This window comes from Mesorhizobium sp. LSHC420B00, from assembly GCF_000503055.1.
Taxonomy (GTDB): Bacteria; Pseudomonadota; Alphaproteobacteria; order Rhizobiales; family Rhizobiaceae; genus Mesorhizobium.
Genome location: NZ_AYVY01000001.1, coordinates 80,321 through 97,320, shown reverse-complemented (window position 1 = coordinate 97,320; position 17,000 = coordinate 80,321). Strand labels below are relative to the sequence as shown.

Sequence of the window (17,000 nt, the reverse complement as noted above, 5' to 3'; positions counted from 1 at the left end):
TATGTTGGGATTTCGGGCGACACAACGCAATCTTGCCTCCCGCAAGACTGTTTGATTCCGCGGACGTGATTATGCTGCAAGCCGCTTGGCTATTGCCCGGTGCCGGAGAGAGCCTGTTGCATCTGTCCGGATCATCGGCGTCCATCCGCCAGCACCAGCCGCCCAGCTGCGGCCTCGTGCTGCTCGGCTATTCGCCAACGCCCTGCGGAAGCCGCGAACCGTCTGGCCAGCTGCCTTCTTCGCTGATCAACAATGCCCATGTCGTTGTCATCGACCATGCGCCGGAACTGGATCGCGCCGCCTCGCAGGTTCCTTGCATCGTTGAGCGCAGGACAATGTCCGTGCACTGCAGCTTCGACTTTGTCGTTGGCGACGAAGAAATTGCCGATACGCCATTCGCCAGCAGGTGCGTTTACATCCTGCATCCTTTCAACTGAAGGGTCCGCAGTCGCATATGGAACCCAGCCTAGCCCGCTATATCTGGACGCACACCAAGAAGCAGCAGCTCTGGATATTGATGATCGTCGTGCTTTCGATGGTCCCGTATTTCATGTCCTTCGACCTACCGAAGCTGATCGTCAACGGCCCGATCCAAGGTAGGGGCTTCGAGCAACCGGGCGCGACCCAGCCATTCATGAGGCTACACTATAACCTGCCGTTCATCGGAGAGGTCCAGTTCTTCTCCGGTTTTCAGCTCGACCGCAAGGAGACCCTGTTTGCCCTGAGCCTTGTGTTCCTCTTGCTAGTCGTCATCAACGGCCTGTTCAAATTCTACATCAACACCTACAAGGGCCGCCTCGGCGAACGCATGCTGCGACGTATCCGCTTCGATCTGGTGGACCGTGTGCTGCGTTTTCCGCCGGTCTACTTCAAGCGGGTGAAATCCGCCGAAGTGGCGACCATGGTGAAGGACGAGGTAGAGCCGCTGGGCGGCTTCATCGGCGACGCCTTCCTGCAGCCGGTACTGCTCGGCGGCCAGGCGCTGACGGCCATGCTGTTCATCATGATCCAGAACGTCTGGCTCGGAATGATAGCGGTCGTGATCGTGGTGATCCAGATCGTACTCATCCCGCGAATGCGGCGGCGGCTGATCGTGCTCGGGCGCCAACGGCAGTTGACGGCGCGCGCGCTTTCGGGCCGGGTTGGCGAAATCGTCGACGGCATCGGCGCGGTTCACGTCCACGATACATCAAACTACGAGCGCGCCGACATAGCTGCCCGGCTCGGGCTCATCTTCAAGATCCGCTTCGATCTTTACCAATGGAAATTCATGGTGAAGTTCCTCAACAATTTTCTCGCGCAGCTCACGCCCTTTCTGTTCTATATGATCGGCGGGTATCTGGTCATCCAGGGGAGGCTGGACGTCGGCCAGCTCGTGGCCGTGATCGGCGCCTACAAGGACCTGCCCGGACCGATGAAGGAACTGATCGACTGGGATCAGGATCGGCAGGATGTCCAGGTCAAATATCAACAGGTCGTTGAACAGTTCACCGTCGAGGGTCTCATCGCGCCGAAAATCGGGGCATTGACGATCGACGATCCTGATCCGATGACCAATCCCCTATCGGCGATCAATCTGTCTATAGCAGACGATGGAGGTGCAACGCTCCTCAACCGTATCTCCCTCCAGGTCAAGCCGGGTGAGACGGTGGCGCTGGTCAGTACCGCAACAGGTGGAGCGGAGGCGCTTGCAGAAGCCTTCGCGCGGCTGAACTGGCCGGACAGCGGAAGGGTCGCTTCGGGCACCGACGACCTGCTTGAACTTCCCGAGGCAGTGACCGGCCGGCGCATGTCCTATGCCTCGTCGGATGTTTTCCTGTTCCAGGCAAGCCTCCGCGACAACCTGCTCTACGGGTTGAAGCACGCGCCGCTGACATCGGTGCCTTATGACGGTGCCGCGGCAGACCAGCACCGCTGGAATATCCACGAGGCGCGCCGGTCGGGCAATCCGGATCTCGATATCCACAGCGACTGGATCAACTATGCTTCCGCCGGGGCTACCGGCCCGCACGACCTCTTTGAAGCCGTGCGCCGGGTGCTCGACGCGGTTGTTCTGTCGCGCGACATTCTGGATCTCGGCTTGCGCTCTTCGGCCGACCTCACGCGTCACACGGAGCTTGCCAGGCGGATCGTTGAACTGCGTGCGGCGCTGCGAACCCGGCTGGAACAAGAGGGGCTGAGCGGACTGGTGGTTCCTTTCGAACCGGGCGCCTACAACAAGGAAGCAACGATCGGCCAAAACCTGCTCTTCGGCGCTGCCGCCGGCCCCGAACTGGCCGACAGGGCCCTGGCGGCCAATCCCTATTTTGCTTCTGTGCTGAGGCAAGCCGGCCTCGACCGCACGCTCTACGAAATGGGCTTGGAGATCGCCAAACAGGCGATCGAGCTGTTTGCCGACCTGCCGCCCGATCACCAGTTCTTCCAGCAGCTCGCCTTCATGAGCGCCGAGGAGATACCCGCCTACGAAACCTTGCTACAACGGCTCAAGAACCGTCCTCACGAGGCGGTTTCAGAGAACGATCGCGCCATGATCGTCACCTTGAGCTTTGCCTACATCGAGCCCCGGCATCGCTTCGGCCTGCTGAGCGACGAGCTGATGAGCAAGATCGTCGCTGCACGCAGCCGGTTCTATGAAAACCTGCCGCCCGAACTACAAAATGCGGTCGAACGGTATGACCCTGCCAAATACATTGCCGCGGCCACCGTCATGGATAACGTCCTGTTCGGGCGTGTGGGCAACAACCATCCCGACGCACCGGACCGCATACGCTCCATCGTCTATGACATTCTTGACGAACTGGGGCTTTATGCCGAACTTCTGGATGTCGGCCTGGACTTCAACGTCGGCTCCGGCGGCAGGCGGCTGACCGGTGGACAGCGACAGAAGCTCGATGTTGCCCGGGCCCTGCTCAAGCGTCCCGATTTTCTCATTCTCAACCGGCCACTTTCGGCGCTCGACCAGCGCATGCAGGATAAGGTGCTGCGAAACGTGCTCGAGGAAGCCAGGCGCGACGGCCATTCGCCGGCAATTGTGTGGGTCGTGACGAATCCGGCAATGGCGATGATGTTCGATCGCGTTATCGTCTTCGACTCAGGTCAATTGGCGGAAGACGGAACACACGAGACACTTTTGGCAGGGAACGGTATCTTCAAGGAACTGTTGTCATAGAGCAACGGACATTCAGATGGGATCATTCTGCCGGTGCACGACATCGGGCTCGCCACCTTTCGCGTGGTTTGTCTCGCCGTCTCGAAAAGAGAATTGATTCCATCTGGGCGTCCGTTGCTCTAGTCTGGCAAACGCGAATTTTGGAAGGTTTGCGACAATGCTGCTCAAGGACGAAGTTGGAATGCTGCAACGCGTTCCCTTGTTCTCTGCCATCGAGCCGACAAAGCTCAAGCTGCTTGCGTTCACATCCGATCGTGTGAGCTACAGCGCCGGCCAGATCCTTTTCCGGCAGGGCGACGAGGGAGACGCCGCCTATGTCATCCTTTCAGGCAGGGCGGATATTCTTGTCGATTCCGAGAGCGGACCGATAAAAGTTGCCGAACTGGAGCCAAATTCGATCGTTGGCGAGATCGCCATATTGTGCAACAGCTCCCGCACTGCCACCGTCAGAGCGGCAAGTCCGCTGGAAGTCCTGAGAATCCGCAAGGATCATTTCCTGAGGCTTATGAGGGAGTTCCCGGAAATGACCATCGAGATATTGCGGGTTCTTGCCGATCGCCTAAGCCATACAACCGCGGATCTGATCGACGCACGAAGCGCCAAATAACGAAGGACGTGCGCTCGATCCTCGCCGTCGTGACGGCACTGTCCTCTCGCTGAGAAGATCACCCGGAGAAAGCCTGTCTCGCCTAGCAGCAGTTGTTTGGATATGATGGCGAAGGGGTAGCATGGACGACAACGTTTTCCTGGTCAGGTTTTGGGGTGTCCGCGGCAGCATTTCGGTATCAGGGCCAGAATTCTCTCGCTATGGCGGCAACTCAATCTGCGTCGAGATGCGATGCGGTAAGCATACGCTTCTGTTCGACGCAGGCTCTGGCCTACGGCCTGCCGGCGCGGCGCTTCAGGCGTTGGGCGTGACCGATTTCGACCTGCTTTTCACCCATTGCCATTACGATCACATCATCGGGCTGCCGTCTTTTGCGCCGATCTATGACCGGGGCGCCAAGGTTACGCTTTGGTCCGGGCATCTTGCAGGACACATGACGACCCGGCAGATGGTCGATGAGTTCATGCGGCCGCCGTGGTTTCCGGTGAAACTGGAGATCAGCAAGGCAAGCCTCGACTATCGCGATTTCGTATCCGGAGACGTGCTTCGCCCGCGCGAAGGGGTGGTGGTCCGAACCGGCAGTCTTATCCATCCGGGCGGCTGCATAGGCTACCGGGTCGAATGGGGCGGCCGCGTCGTGGCGGTGATCACAGACACTGAGCACGAGCCGGACAAACTCGATCGGACGGTGCTCGGCCTGATCGAAGATGCCGACCTCGTCATTTACGATTGCACCTACACCGAGGAGGAAATGGAACGCCGCCGCGGTTACGGGCACTCGACATGGCAACAGGGCGTCAAGCTCTGTGAGGCGGCCGGTGCGCGGGGGCTTGCGCTGTTTCACCACGATCCGACACGCACCGACAAGGAACTGGACAAGATCGAGAAACTGGCCAAGGACAGGTTTACCGGCGCTTTTGCCGCGCGGGATGGCCAGACGCTCAAACTTCCAGTCTCATTGCGCAAAAAGCGCTGAGCTATTTTCCTCTAGAGCGCTTCACCGTTTCACAGAAACGGCGAAGCGCTCTATCTCTTTGTTTTGACGCAATTCCGGACGGAAAACCGTTCACACTTTTCCTGGAATTGCTCTACCGGCGCTGCGCTCGATCAATGTCCTGATCGGAAGCCATGCGCAGGCTTCAGTCCGTGCGGTGACGGTGAACAGCCGTTCGAGGAAAAGCCAGGCCGATTCATCATGTACGAGATGGTGGGTGAGCAGACCGACCGGTTCGCCGCCATCGAATGCATGCTGCAATTGCGCGATGATAGCTTGAACCAATAGGCCGTGATCGCGGCAGCCGCGCGTGCCATGCCAATCCATGATGTCGACATTGCTGTTGATGACCGCCAGTGAAGCGCGCCTCGGCGGCCCATAGACCGACAATGCCGCAAATCCTATCGATCCAAGGTCGGATACCAAGCCGGCGTCAATCCTGTTCCAGGGTGGCACCAGCATCGGAACGGTACGTGCGCCGTGCAGGCCGGTTACGTGCGACAGCCCGCGAGCCAGATCATTGAGCACCGCCTCGCGTGGCCGATGCGCGCCGAGCTCCTGCTTTTTCTGGTCCTCGGGCGCATGATTTCGGTGCGCCCAGCCATGGATGGCGACCGTGGCATGCGGCGCCTCGTCAAGCCGGACGGCAAGCTTCTCATCAGTCAGGGCCGGAATGACGGCCAGAGTCACCGGAACCGCGAATTCACCGGTGAGATCGAGCAGCCGATCAAGCGCAGGCGTCGGACCCACGGCGTCATCGTCGCGCAGCCAGAACTCTGCCTTGCGGTCTGCCCGTTGCCGGCACGCCAGTTCTTCCACCAAGGGCTGCCAGATCTGATCGGGTGTCATGAAACCGGGATCTTCGCAAGGAGTTCGGCCAGCCGCGCCACTGCAGCACCGAGGGAACGTTCTTCGAGGATGAAACGTCTGGCTTCCGCGGCCATGATGGTTCTTTCGTCGTTACGGGCCAGAAGCCTTTCAATGGCAGAAGCGAACGCCGCAACATCGCCCGGCGGGGTGAGAAACCCGGTCTGGCCATCCCGCACGACCTCCGGCACGCCGGCGATGTCCTGAGCCACCACCGGAAGGCCGGCGGCCTGTGCTTCAAGATAGGCAATGCCATAGGCCTCGCCGCAACCCGGCCAGACGTAAATTCCCCCACTGTAGAGGACATCCGGCACGGCGGCTGGCTCAATCGCGCCAAGCCATTCGATACGGGCGGCGGGCAAGCCGGCGAATTGCGCTTTGACCTCGTCACGGGCAGGCCCATCCCCGACGACCAACATGGTCCAGGGCAGGTGGCCGATCGGACCGAGCGCTTGCGCCAGCATGCGATAGCTTTCGACTTTGTCGCCCGGGCGCATCATGGCGACGGTAACGAGGCGCGTCGGACAACTCCGTGCCGGCGTTTCCCGGAATACCGATGTGTCGATGAAGGGCGAAAGCATGCCGAAAGCGGCGTCGGGAATCGCATCTGCCAGTCCCTGACGATCCCTTTGCGTGAAGCAGATGTTCAGCGCTGCCTGTTCGACGGCTCGCGCCACCAACGCTTGTATATCGGCCCACAAGCCGGTGTTGCGCCGCCTCGAATAGGAGGCTTCCGCTGTCACATAGGGGACACCAAAGGCCAACGCCAGCTCCGGCCCGATCAGGTCGGGCGCCTTGTAATAGGGATGATAGGTGAACCACAGATCGGGCTTGCCGTCACGATCCCAAAGCCTTGCCAGCCGCGCGGCTTCCTCCCGGGCCTCGATCTTGAGCGCGTCGAAACTTTTCGAATCCGGTTCGCGTAGATAGAAGCGTAATTCGGATGCTAGTTCGACGCTATGCCCTCCATGCTCCAGCGCCTTGACCAGCATCCGTGCCATCTGGCGGTCGCCGGAGGCAACGGGATGATTGGGCGACTTCAGCGGCGCGTAGAAGGCAATTCGCATCGCCGGACCCTATCATCGGAAAGCCTGCGCAAGTCAATTTCGAAGCATGATCGACTTCACCTTCAAGCAGTGGAATGTGCTATCTGATGCTCATGGAAACAGCTGCCGCGTCCGATCCGTTTGTCGCTTCCCTGCCGGTCTTCGCAAAGTTCGAAAGCGTTGCCGATATCGATAACTATCGGCCTCTCCCCGATGGCTGGGCGCTGGCCACCGCCGACATCGTCGGCTCGACCAAGGCGATCGGGGCTGGGCGCTATAAAACCGTCAATATGGCCGGTGCCAGCGTCATTTCGGCGCTGCTCAATGCGCTGGGTCGGCAAGATCTTCCCTTTGTCTTCGGCGGCGACGGCGCGCTCGTGGCATTTCCCGGCTCGGCGCTGGAGATCACCCGCAACGCGCTGGCGGCTGTCCAGAGATGGGTGGCGGACGAACTCGACCTGACCTTGCGTGCCGCAATCGTGCCGATAAAGGATATCAGAGCGCAAGGCCTCGACGTTCGCGTGGCGAGGTTCCAGGCCTCCGAAGCGGTCTTCTATGCCATGTTCGCCGGCGGTGGCGGCAGTTGGGCGGAAGCCGAGATGAAAGCGGGGCGCTACCGCATCGATCCTGCGCCGGCCGGCGCGCGGCCGGATCTGACCGGCCTCTCGTGCCGCTGGAACCCGATCGAAGCCCGGCATGGCGAAATCGTCTCGATCATAGCCATACCGGGGGCGTCGCGCGACGTGCGCGATTTTCAGTTTCTGGTTTCCGACATCATCGCCCTTGCCGGCAGGCAGGAACGCGATGGCCACCCGGTGCCGGTGAACGGACCGGACTACAGTTTGCTGCCCGCCGGCCTCGATATCGAGGCGCGCGCCACGGCGCCGGCAGGACGGCGATGGCTGTCGAAGCTGTGGATAGTGTTCCTGATGACGCTTACGGCTGTTACCGATAGATATGGCTGGACGATCGGCAAATTCGATCCGAAGAGCTACAAACGCGACGTGGCCAGCAATTCGGATTTCCGGAAGTTCGACGACGGCTTGAAGATGACCATCGACGTTGACGCGGATGTGTTGCAACGGATCGAGAACCGGCTGAAACAGGCGGAAGAGGCGGGCATCTGCAACTATGGCCTGCACCGCCAGAAATCGGCCTTGATGACATGCCTCGTCGCCTCGCCGCTGCAGCGCGATCACGTTCATTTCATCGATGGCGCCGCCGGCGGCTATGCGATGGCTGCAGCAAGCCTGAAGGCGAAGGTGCCGGTCTGACAGCTTGCGGACATCGATTTTCCGCAATATGCCTCGGGGTTCTTGGGACCAAGTGAGCCTCGCCATGGAAGCGGACGGTCTGTCCGAATTAAGGGAAAGCAGATTTTTGGACGCCTCACGATCGACATATGACCGTCTTCTGAACCGGATTTCGACGCGCGCCGCGCAAGTCGGCGTGATCGGACTGGGGTATGTCGGGCTGCCGCTGGCGGTTGCGATCGCACGCGCCGGCTTCCCGGTTTCCGGCTTCGACGTCGAAGCCCAGAAGGTCGAGAGCCTGAACAACGGCCAATCCTATATCGAGGCGGTGACCTCGACAGCCCTTGCCGGCCAGGTGGCGAGCGGACGGTTCCGCGCCACTGCGGATTTTGCTGAACTGGCCGTCTGCGATGTCATCATCATCTGCGTTCCGACACCGCTGACGAAAAACCGTGAGCCGGACCTCTCCTTTGTCAGGAACACGGCAGGCACCATCGCGAAGCATCTGCGTCTCGGCCAGCTGATCGTGCTGGAATCGACCACCTATCCCGGCACCACCGACGACGTGATCAAGCCCATACTGGAAGAAACCGGCTTGCGGTCGAAGATAGATTTCTTCCTCGGCTTCTCGCCCGAACGCGAGGATCCCGGCAACCGAAGCTTTGAAGTCGCGACGATCCCCAAGATCGTGGCAGGCGACGGCATTGAAGCGGCGACACTCGTTCAGGCTTTCTACCAGGGCGTGGTCAAGACCGTTGTTCCGGTTTCCACCACGGCGACCGCCGAGGCGGTCAAGCTGACGGAAAACATCTTCCGCTCGGTCAACATAGCCCTGGTCAACGAGTTGAAGGTCGTGCTCGGTGCGATGGGCATAGACATCTGGGAGGTGATCGAGGCGGCAAAGAGCAAGCCCTTCGGCTACATGCCTTTCTATCCCGGCCCCGGACTTGGCGGCCACTGCGTTCCGATCGATCCCTTCTACCTGACGTGGAAGGCGCGCGAATATGAACTGCCGACCCGCTTCATCGAGCTGGCGGCAGAGATCAACACGGCTATGCCGCGTCATGTGGTCGATGAACTGGCGAAGGCGCTGGACCGGCGCTGCGGCAAGGCGCTCAGCCGCTCGCGCATTCTCATCATCGGGCTCGCCTATAAGAAGAATGTGCCCGACATCCGCGAAAGCCCCTCATTGCGGCTCATTGAACTCATCGAGGAATGGGGCGGCAAGGCGGAATTCCACGATCCGCATGTTACGGAGATCCCGACCACACGGGAGCATATGGCGATCAAGGGGCGTCGCTCGGTCGAATTGACCGAGGCGGCCTTGAAGGATTTCGATGCTGTCGTCGTTGCAACCGACCACGACGCGATTGACTATCAGGCGATCGCGGATCACGCTCTTCTGATCGTCGACACACGCAATGTTTTTGGCCGCCTCGGGCTAACCCGAGAGACGGTGGTGAAGGCCTGACGGCGTCCGAGCCGGCGAATTTGTGGCGGATCAAGGAGATTTCGAGATAGCATGAGCACAGCGCAAGCAGAAATTTCTGCCATTCTCATGGATAAGGTTGCTGATTGGCTGACCCAATCGGCGCTGGCGGGCGACGACCTGGAAACATTGGTAAAGGGCTTTTGTGAACGGCTGGCTGCTGCCGGCCTGCCGTTGAGGCGGGTGCATTTGAGCTTTTCGATGCTTCATCCGCTTTATGACGCGCTTGGCTTCACCTGGCTCCGCGGCCAGGGCTTGGAAGTAGAAGGCTTCCGTCATGACGACGGCGTTCCTTCCGACAGATTCCTGACCAGCCCATACTACCATCTGCTCAGCCACAAACTCGACCATCTGCGGCGCCGGCTCGACCCGTCGGTGCCGTCTGAATTTCCTGTTTTCGATGACCTCAAGCTTATGGGCGTCACCGATTACATGGCTTTCGTCCATCCCTTCAGCGGCAACACCAGTCAGGGCATGATCGGGTCTTGGTCCACCGACAGTGCTGCAGGCTTCAGTGACAACATGATTTCGGCGCTGCTGCGGATCCAGAACCATCTCGCTATCGCAACCAAGATGGCGGTGCTCACCAAGCTCGCCGACAACATGATGACCACTTATCTCGGCGGCGACGCCGGCAGGCGGGTGCTGGACGGCCAGATCAAGCGCGGCGAGGGCGATACAATCCGGGCTGCACTGGTCATGGCCGATATGCGCGGGTCGACAAGGCTTGCCGAAACCTCCGGCCGCGAAATCTATATCGATACGCTGAACCAGTTTTTCGATGCCATTGCTGCACCTTTCAATCGCAGAGGCGGGCAGATCATGAGTTTCCTGGGGGATGGCTTCATTGCTGTCTACCCTTGCGAAAGGCACCGAGCGCAGTCGGAGATCGCCTGCCGGGCTGCCCTTGCGGCAGCGCACAAGGCCACCGCGCGCATGATGGATCTCAATCTGCGCAGAAAGGAGCAGCGGTTGGGCGACATTAAATTCGGCATCGGCCTGCATGTCGGCAATGTGATGTTCGGCAATGTCGGGCTTTCCGACCGGCTCACATTCTCTGTCTTCGGCTCGGCTGTAAACGAGGTCCAGCGCCTTCAGACCCTGACCAAGAAATATTCGCACAGCGTTCTCGCCAGCGAAGATTTCGCCGGCTATTGCAGCGCCAACAACTGGCTGACGCTCGGCAAGGAGGAACTGGCGGGCATCAAGCAGAAGCTGACGGTGCTTTCACCCGATTTGTCGGGTGCTCTTGCACTCGATGAAGACGGTGCGCTGGAGCCGATTTACGACCGAATATCGGACGCCGAGCAGGTCATGCTGCTTCATCGCGATGCCGCGCGGTTGTCGGCGGGCGACCCGAGGAAGCTCCAGTAACCGTCACGATCTGATCCGAACGCCTTTGGTATGCAGTCCGGTCGCCGGTTCCGCCGGGGAACTGGCGACCGTTTCGAATCCAAGTTGCTCTAGGCTGGCAATGCGCTAGTCTCGCTTTCTGGGCCTGCCGACCGGCAGGCCGCCAGAGTGGGGCTGGTGTGAGAATGAATTCGAGCGTTGATCTGCTGCGGATCGAGGATGTTGGCATCTCTTTTGCCATTATAGGGGGACCGTTGCATGCCGTCAGGCGTGCAAATCTTCGCGTCCTGCCCGGCAAGGTTACCGCGCTTGTGGGCGAGTCCGGTTCCGGAAAATCGGTTCTCAGCCAAGCAGTGATGGGCATTTTGCCGAACACAGCCCATGTTCGCGGCCGTATCCTGTTTTCTGATCCTGAAAAGCCCGGCACGACGCAGGATATCCTGCAAATGCCGCGTGACGGACCCGAAATCCGGGCGTTGAGAGGCAGCCGCATCGGCAAGATATTTCAGGAGCCGATGACATCGCTGTCGCCGCTGCACACGATTGGCAATCAGGTCAGCGAATCCCTGCAGATTCATACGCCCATGGCTCGGGTGGAGCGCAAGGCGCTGGCGAAGGAAATGCTCGGCCTTGTCGGCTTTCCCAACCCCAAGCGCGCCTATGACATGTATCCCTTTGAACTTTCGGGAGGATTGCGTCAACGCGCAATGATCGCCATGGCGCTTATCTGCCGGCCCGCCCTGTTGATCGCCGACGAGCCGACGACGGCGTTGGACGTCACCATCCAGGCGCAAATCCTGCAATTGCTGCGCGAGCTTCAGACGAAGCTGAACATGGCGATGCTGCTGATCACGCACGACCTAGGCGTGGTCGCCAATGTCGCCGACGAGGTGGTGGTCATGTACCATGGCGAGATCATGGAAGCGGGACCTGTGGAGGCGATATTCCGCCGGCCAGGTCACCCTTACCTGAAGGGCCTGATGGCAGCCGTTCCGCATTTCGACCTGAAGCCTGGCGAAAGGCTAAAGGCGCTCCGCGAGGTGCCGGTGAATGTCGGGAACCTGCTCGGCAAGCAGACGGCGCTGGCATCGAAGGGGCCGGACGACATCCTGCTGTCGGTCAGGGATCTGACAAAGACCTTCACGATCCGCAAGTCCGGATGGTTCGGCGGAGATCATCAAACCCCTGTTCGCGCCGTGGACGGCGTGAGCTTCGATATCAGGCGGGGTGAGTGCCTGGGTCTTGTCGGCGAAAGCGGCTCCGGCAAAACCACGGTCAGCAAGATCCTCATGCGGGCTGTCACCCCTAGCGGCGGCTCTGTGATCTTCAACGGCCGCGATGGTCCGATCGACGTCTTGGAAGCCGAGGGAGACGCCCTGCGTCTGCTGCGCGCAAAAATCCAGATGGTCTTCCAGGATCCGGTTTCGTCGCTTTCACCTCGCATGACGGTGGAGAACATCTTGAGCGAGCCGCTGGAAATCCATCAACGTGGCAATGCCGCGTCCCGACTCGCCACGGTCAAGAGCCTGATGCAGGCAATCGGGCTCGATCCGCGCTTCATAAAGCGTTATCCGCACAGTTTCTCCGGCGGGCAGCGTCAGCGTATCGGCATCGCGCGCGCGTTGGCGCTGGGACCTGAACTCCTGATCTGCGACGAGCCGGTTTCGGCACTCGATGTCTCTGTCCAGGCGCAGATTCTGAACCTTCTGAAGGACCTGCAGAAGGAACTGGGCCTGACCTACCTGTTCATATCCCACAACCTGGCGGTGGTGGACTACATGGCAGACCGCATCGCGGTGATGTGCGGCGGGCGTATCGTCGAGCTCGCGCCGCGCGAAATTCTGCTTAGGAAACCTATCCACCCCTACACGCGCTCACTGGTCGCCGCAGTACCTTTCCCCGATCTCGACAGGCCGATGGATTTCAAGACGCTGAAGCTCAGCGGCGCTTCCGACACCAGCGCATGGGGACCGCAATTCCGCGACGAGGGCGACGAGGATATGCTGTCGCCGCTCGATCTTGGCGGCGGCCACCTCGTGCTGGCCCGACGTTCGGCCGATGTCAGCGAGCTACGCCATTGATCAGCCGGCGCACCGTCCTTGGGCTCATGGCTTCGGCATTTCTGCCCGGCACGTTGCGCGCCGGCGATCTGGAGCCGGAATTTCTTCAGCCGCAGCTGAAGGCCAGGGCGCTGCCGGCACTCGCCGAACGCCTGCCCAAGCGCCCGCGCGCGTTGAATCTCGCTGCGATGGGCCGGCAGCCCGGCCAATATGGCGGCACGCTGCGCACGATCATCGGCAGCCAGAAAGATATCCGGATGATGACGATCTACGGGTACGCTCGCCTGGTCGGCTATGACGAAAAGCTTAACTTGCAAGCTGACATTCTCGAAAGTTTCGATGTAGCGGATGATCGTGTCTTCACTTTCAAGATACGGGAAGGACATAAATGGTCTGACGGTAGCCTGCTGACGCCGGAGGATTTTCGCTATTGCTGGGAAGATGTCTGGCTGAACGATGAGCTTTCGCAAGGCGGGCTCGCCCCGGCCCTGCTGGCGGACGGCAAGCCGCCACGCTTCGAGATCGTCGATCCGTCGACGGTCCGCTATAGTTGGGATGCGCCCAATCCCGACTTCCTGCCCAAGCTCGCCGCTGCTTCGCCGATATCGCTTGTTCTGCCAGCCGCCTATCTCAAGCAGTTCCACAAGAAATACCAGGATCCATTCCGGCTCGCCGGCCTAATGAAGGAGAACCGGGCCCAGAAATGGACGCTCCTGCATATCCGCATGTCGCGGCAGTATCGCCCGGAGAACCCGGAACTGCCGACGCTCGATCCCTGGCAGAACCGGACCAAGCCGCCGGCCGAGCAATTCGTCTTCGAGCGCAACCCGTTCTTTCATCGAATAGACGAGAATGGCCGGCAACTGCCCTATGTTGACCGGATCGTCATGAATGTCAGCTCGTCGGCGATCATCTCCGCCAAGACCGGTGCGGGCGAGAGCGACCTGCAATGCATGGGAATTGACTTCAGCGATTACTCCTTCCTGAAAGACGCGGAGAAGCGCTACCCGGTGAAGATGCATCTCTGGAAACGCACACAGGGTTCGCGGCTGGCGCTGCTGCCCAATCTGAATTGTGCCGACCAGGTGTGGCGTGGCCTTTTTCGTGACGTGCGCGTGCGCCGCGCACTTTCGCTCGCTGTGGACAGGCGCGAGATCAATTTGGCTGTGTTCTACGGATTGGCGCAGGAAAGTGCCGATACGGTCCTGCCGGAGAGCCCGCTCTACCGGCCGGAATTCGCGAAAGCCTGGGTCGCCCATGATCCCGACCAGGCCAATGCCCTGCTCGACGAGGTCGGGCTTCAGGCGCGTGACGATGACGGCCTGCGGATACTTCCCGACGGACGCCCGGCGCAGCTCGTAGTGGAAACGGCCGGCGAAAGCACGCTGGAAACCGACGCGCTCGAGCTCATCACCGATCACTGGCGCAAGATCGGCATCGCCCTGTTCATCCGGACTTCGCAGCGCGACATCTTCCGCAGCCGCGCGCTTGGTGGCCAGATCGTGATGTCGATGTGGTCGGGCATCGACAATGGCGTACCGACCGCCGACATGAACCCGTACCAACTGGCCCCCACCGTCGACGACCAGCTGCAATGGCCGCTCTGGGGTGCTCACTACTTGTCTCATGGCAAGGTCGGTGAAGCGCCCGATCTTCCGCCAGTGGTCGAGTTGATGGCTTTACTCAAGCGCTGGAACGCATCGACCGAAGCCACGGAGCGCGCCGAAATCTGGAATTCAATGCTGTCGATCTATACCGATCAGGTGTTTTCGATCGGCACAGTGAACGGAACGCATCAGCCGATTCTGGCGTCCTCGCGGCTGCGCAATCTGCCTGACAAGGCGCTCTACGGCTACGACCCGACCGCCTATTTCGGTGTCTACATGCCGGATACATTCTGGCTTGGAGAGTCCTGAGCGTGCTTCGATATTTTGTCTGGCGCATCGCCGTGATGGTTCCAACGCTGCTGGTCATATCGGCACTGGTGTTCACGATCATCGAACTTCCACCAGGCGACTATTTCGACAGCTATGTTGCCGAGCTTCGGGCTCAGGGCGAAGCGGTGGATTCCGATCGCATCGAGATGATGCGCAAGGAATATGGTTTCGACCAGCCACCGGTCATTCGCTACTTCTACTGGGTCGGCGGGATGCTGCACGGCGATTTCGGCTATTCCTTCGAATATGAGCTGCCGGTTCGCGACGTCGTCGGGGACCGAATGTGGCTGACCGTGCTGGTTTCCTTCGTCACGATCATCTTTACCTGGCTCATAGCCTTTCCGATCGGCATGTACTCCGCCACGCATCAATACAGCTGGGGCGACTACGGCCTGACTTTGTTCGGCCTTCTCGGCCTTGCGATTCCGAACTTCATGCTGGCGCTGATCCTGATGTATTTCGCCAACATCTGGTTCGGCACGTCCATCGGCCATCTCATGGACCAGCAATATCTCGGCGAGCCGATGAGCTGGGCCAAGGCGAAGTCGATCCTCGCCCATCTCTGGATCCCGGTCTTGATCATCGGCACCGGGGGCACGGCAAGTATGATCCGGCGGCTGCGCGCCAATCTGCTCGATGAGCTACATAAGCAATATGTCGTGACCGCGCGCGCCAAAGGCCTTCATCCCTTCAGGGCGCTGGTCAAATATCCGCTGCGCATGGCGCTCAATTTCTTCATTTCAGACATCGGCTCTATCCTGCCGGCCATCATCTCCGGCGCCGAAATCACGGCGATCGTGCTGTCTTTGGAAACGACCGGGCCGATGCTGATCAAGGCGCTCCAAAGCCAGGACATGTATCTGGCAGGGTCGTTCCTCATGTTCCTCGCCTTCCTGACGGTCATCGGCGTCCTGATTTCCGACCTGGCGCTGGCGCTACTTGATCCGCGAATTCGTTTGCAAGGCGGCAGCACCAAATGAACACGCAATCGCCGCTGCCCGCTCCGGGTGCCCCACTGCAACACTACGTTTCCATCGCGCCCTTTGACCTGCAGTCGGTCGAGGTGATGACGCCGGAGCAGGAGAAGGTCTTTCAGGCGTCGCAGTTGCGGCTGATGTGGTGGAAATTCCGGAAGCACCGGCTTGCCGTCATATCCGGCATATTCCTGGCGGCGCTTTATTTCGGGATACTGATCTGCGAGTTCCTGGCGCCCTACAATCTGCACACGCGCAACATGGACTACATCTATTCACCGCCGCAGCGGGTGCACCTGTTCCACAACGGCCAGCTCGTCGGGCCGTTCGTCTATGGCCGTCAGATGACGCTGGATATGGACACGCTCAAGCGGAACTACATCGAGAAACAGGATGATGTTCAGCGGATCCGTTTCTTCTGCAAGGGCGACAGTTACCGGTTCTGGGGCCTGATCGAAGGTGACAGGCATTTTGTCTGTCCTGCCGAAAACGGCCAGCTCTTTCTGGCGGGCACTGACAGGCTGGGGCGCGATGTGCTCTCGCGCATCATCTATGGCGCCCGCATTTCACTGACAATCGGCCTCGTCGGCATCAGTTTCAGCTTCCTGCTCGGCATTGTCATCGGCGGACTGGCCGGCTATCACGGCGGTATCTTCGACCTGATCGTCCAACGGATAATCGAAGTTCTGCAATCGATCCCTAGCATTCCGCTATGGCTGGCTCTGGCGGCGATCATGCCGATAACCTGGAGTCCGATCCTGATCTATTTCGGCATCACCGTGATCCTCGGGCTGCTCGACTGGACCGGACTGGCACGGGCCGTGCGTTCAAAGCTTCTAGCCTTGCGCGAGGAGGATTACGTTCTGGCCGCGCAATTGATGGGCGCCAGAAGCAGCCGCATTATCGGGCGGCATCTCATTCCCGGCTTCATGTCGCATCTGATCGCGACGGCGACGATCTCCATACCCGGCATGATCCTGGGCGAGACGGCGCTGAGCTTCCTCGGGCTCGGCCTGAGGGCACCGATAACCAGCTGGGGCATCCTGCTCACCGAGGCGCGCAGCGTCAGCGTGATCGCGTTCTATCCATGGCTGCTTTTGCCGATGCTCCCCGTCGTTCTCGTCATCTTGGCGTTCAACTTCCTCGGCGACGGGTTGCGGGACGCCGCGGACCCCTACAAGTGAGATCGCTATTCCGCCGCGCGCAGCGCCGCCGACTCCACCCGGTATGATCCTTGTCGGCAGCCTGTTC

General features: G+C 60.2%; 13 protein-coding genes. 11 read left to right on the top strand and 2 right to left on the bottom strand.

The window, feature by feature from the left end; genetic code table 11:
- Positions 1-176 precede the first annotated feature (176 nt).
- From X760_RS0136815 to X760_RS41140, 4 genes are all read left to right on the top strand, one after another.
- Entirely contained in the window at positions 177-437 is a 261-nt protein-coding gene (locus X760_RS0136815; RefSeq protein WP_156947991.1) for a hypothetical protein, read from the top strand.
- A gap of 17 nt (positions 438-454) precedes the next feature.
- Complete coding sequence (locus tag X760_RS41150; RefSeq protein ID WP_023716533.1) at positions 455-3,169, top strand: ABC transporter ATP-binding protein; 2,715 nt, start codon at positions 455-457, stop codon at positions 3,167-3,169.
- A gap of 157 nt (positions 3,170-3,326) precedes the next feature.
- Positions 3,327-3,776, top strand: coding sequence for a cyclic nucleotide-binding domain-containing protein (locus tag X760_RS41145; RefSeq protein ID WP_023716532.1), 450 nt, complete (start codon positions 3,327-3,329; stop codon positions 3,774-3,776).
- A 121-nt stretch (positions 3,777-3,897) separates the two neighbouring features.
- A complete protein-coding gene (locus tag X760_RS41140; protein WP_023716531.1) occupies positions 3,898-4,752 on the top strand; it encodes an MBL fold metallo-hydrolase in 855 nt (284 codons plus the stop codon).
- Positions 4,753-4,842: 90 nt separating this feature from the next.
- Here X760_RS41140 and X760_RS41135 read toward each other — a convergent pair whose 3' ends face one another.
- Together X760_RS41135 and X760_RS41130 are read right to left on the bottom strand one after the other, a co-directional pair.
- Entirely contained in the window at positions 4,843-5,619 is a 777-nt protein-coding gene (locus X760_RS41135) for a polysaccharide deacetylase family protein (protein ID WP_023716530.1), read from the bottom strand.
- On the bottom strand, positions 5,616-6,704 hold the full coding sequence (locus X760_RS41130) for a glycosyltransferase family 4 protein (RefSeq protein ID WP_023716529.1): 1,089 nt from the start codon (positions 6,702-6,704) through the stop codon (positions 5,616-5,618). The genes X760_RS41135 and X760_RS41130 overlap by 4 nt, the downstream gene beginning before the upstream one ends.
- A 92-nt stretch (positions 6,705-6,796) precedes the next feature.
- On the opposite strand from X760_RS41130, the gene X760_RS41125 reads away from it, so the two are divergent.
- The 7 genes from X760_RS41125 (at position 6,797) to X760_RS41095 (ending at position 16,933) form a co-directional block, all read left to right on the top strand.
- The gene (locus X760_RS41125) at positions 6,797-7,957 is read left to right on the top strand and encodes a DUF3095 domain-containing protein (protein ID WP_023716528.1); all 1,161 of its coding nucleotides are present in this window, start codon (positions 6,797-6,799) and stop codon (positions 7,955-7,957) included.
- Between the two features lie 106 nt (positions 7,958-8,063).
- On the top strand, positions 8,064-9,407 hold the full coding sequence (locus tag X760_RS41120; RefSeq protein ID WP_031193288.1) for a nucleotide sugar dehydrogenase: 1,344 nt from the start codon (positions 8,064-8,066) through the stop codon (positions 9,405-9,407).
- A 51-nt stretch (positions 9,408-9,458) separates the two neighbouring features.
- The gene (locus tag X760_RS41115; RefSeq protein WP_023716526.1) at positions 9,459-10,799 is read left to right on the top strand and encodes an adenylate/guanylate cyclase domain-containing protein; all 1,341 of its coding nucleotides are present in this window, start codon (positions 9,459-9,461) and stop codon (positions 10,797-10,799) included.
- 164 nt (positions 10,800-10,963) lie between these two features.
- Positions 10,964-12,859: an ABC transporter ATP-binding protein gene (locus X760_RS41110; RefSeq protein WP_023716525.1), complete on the top strand. Its 1,896-nt coding sequence runs from the start codon at positions 10,964-10,966 to the stop codon at positions 12,857-12,859.
- Complete coding sequence (locus X760_RS41105) at positions 12,856-14,754, top strand: ABC transporter substrate-binding protein (RefSeq protein ID WP_023716524.1); 1,899 nt, start codon at positions 12,856-12,858, stop codon at positions 14,752-14,754. Before X760_RS41110 ends, X760_RS41105 begins: the two co-directional genes overlap by 4 nt.
- A 2-nt stretch (positions 14,755-14,756) precedes the next feature.
- A complete protein-coding gene (locus X760_RS41100; RefSeq protein ID WP_023716523.1) occupies positions 14,757-15,755 on the top strand; it encodes an ABC transporter permease in 999 nt (332 codons plus the stop codon).
- Entirely contained in the window at positions 15,752-16,933 is a 1,182-nt protein-coding gene (locus tag X760_RS41095) for an ABC transporter permease (RefSeq protein WP_031193287.1), read from the top strand. Before X760_RS41100 ends, X760_RS41095 begins: the two co-directional genes overlap by 4 nt.
- The last annotated feature ends 67 nt before the right edge of the window (positions 16,934-17,000 follow it).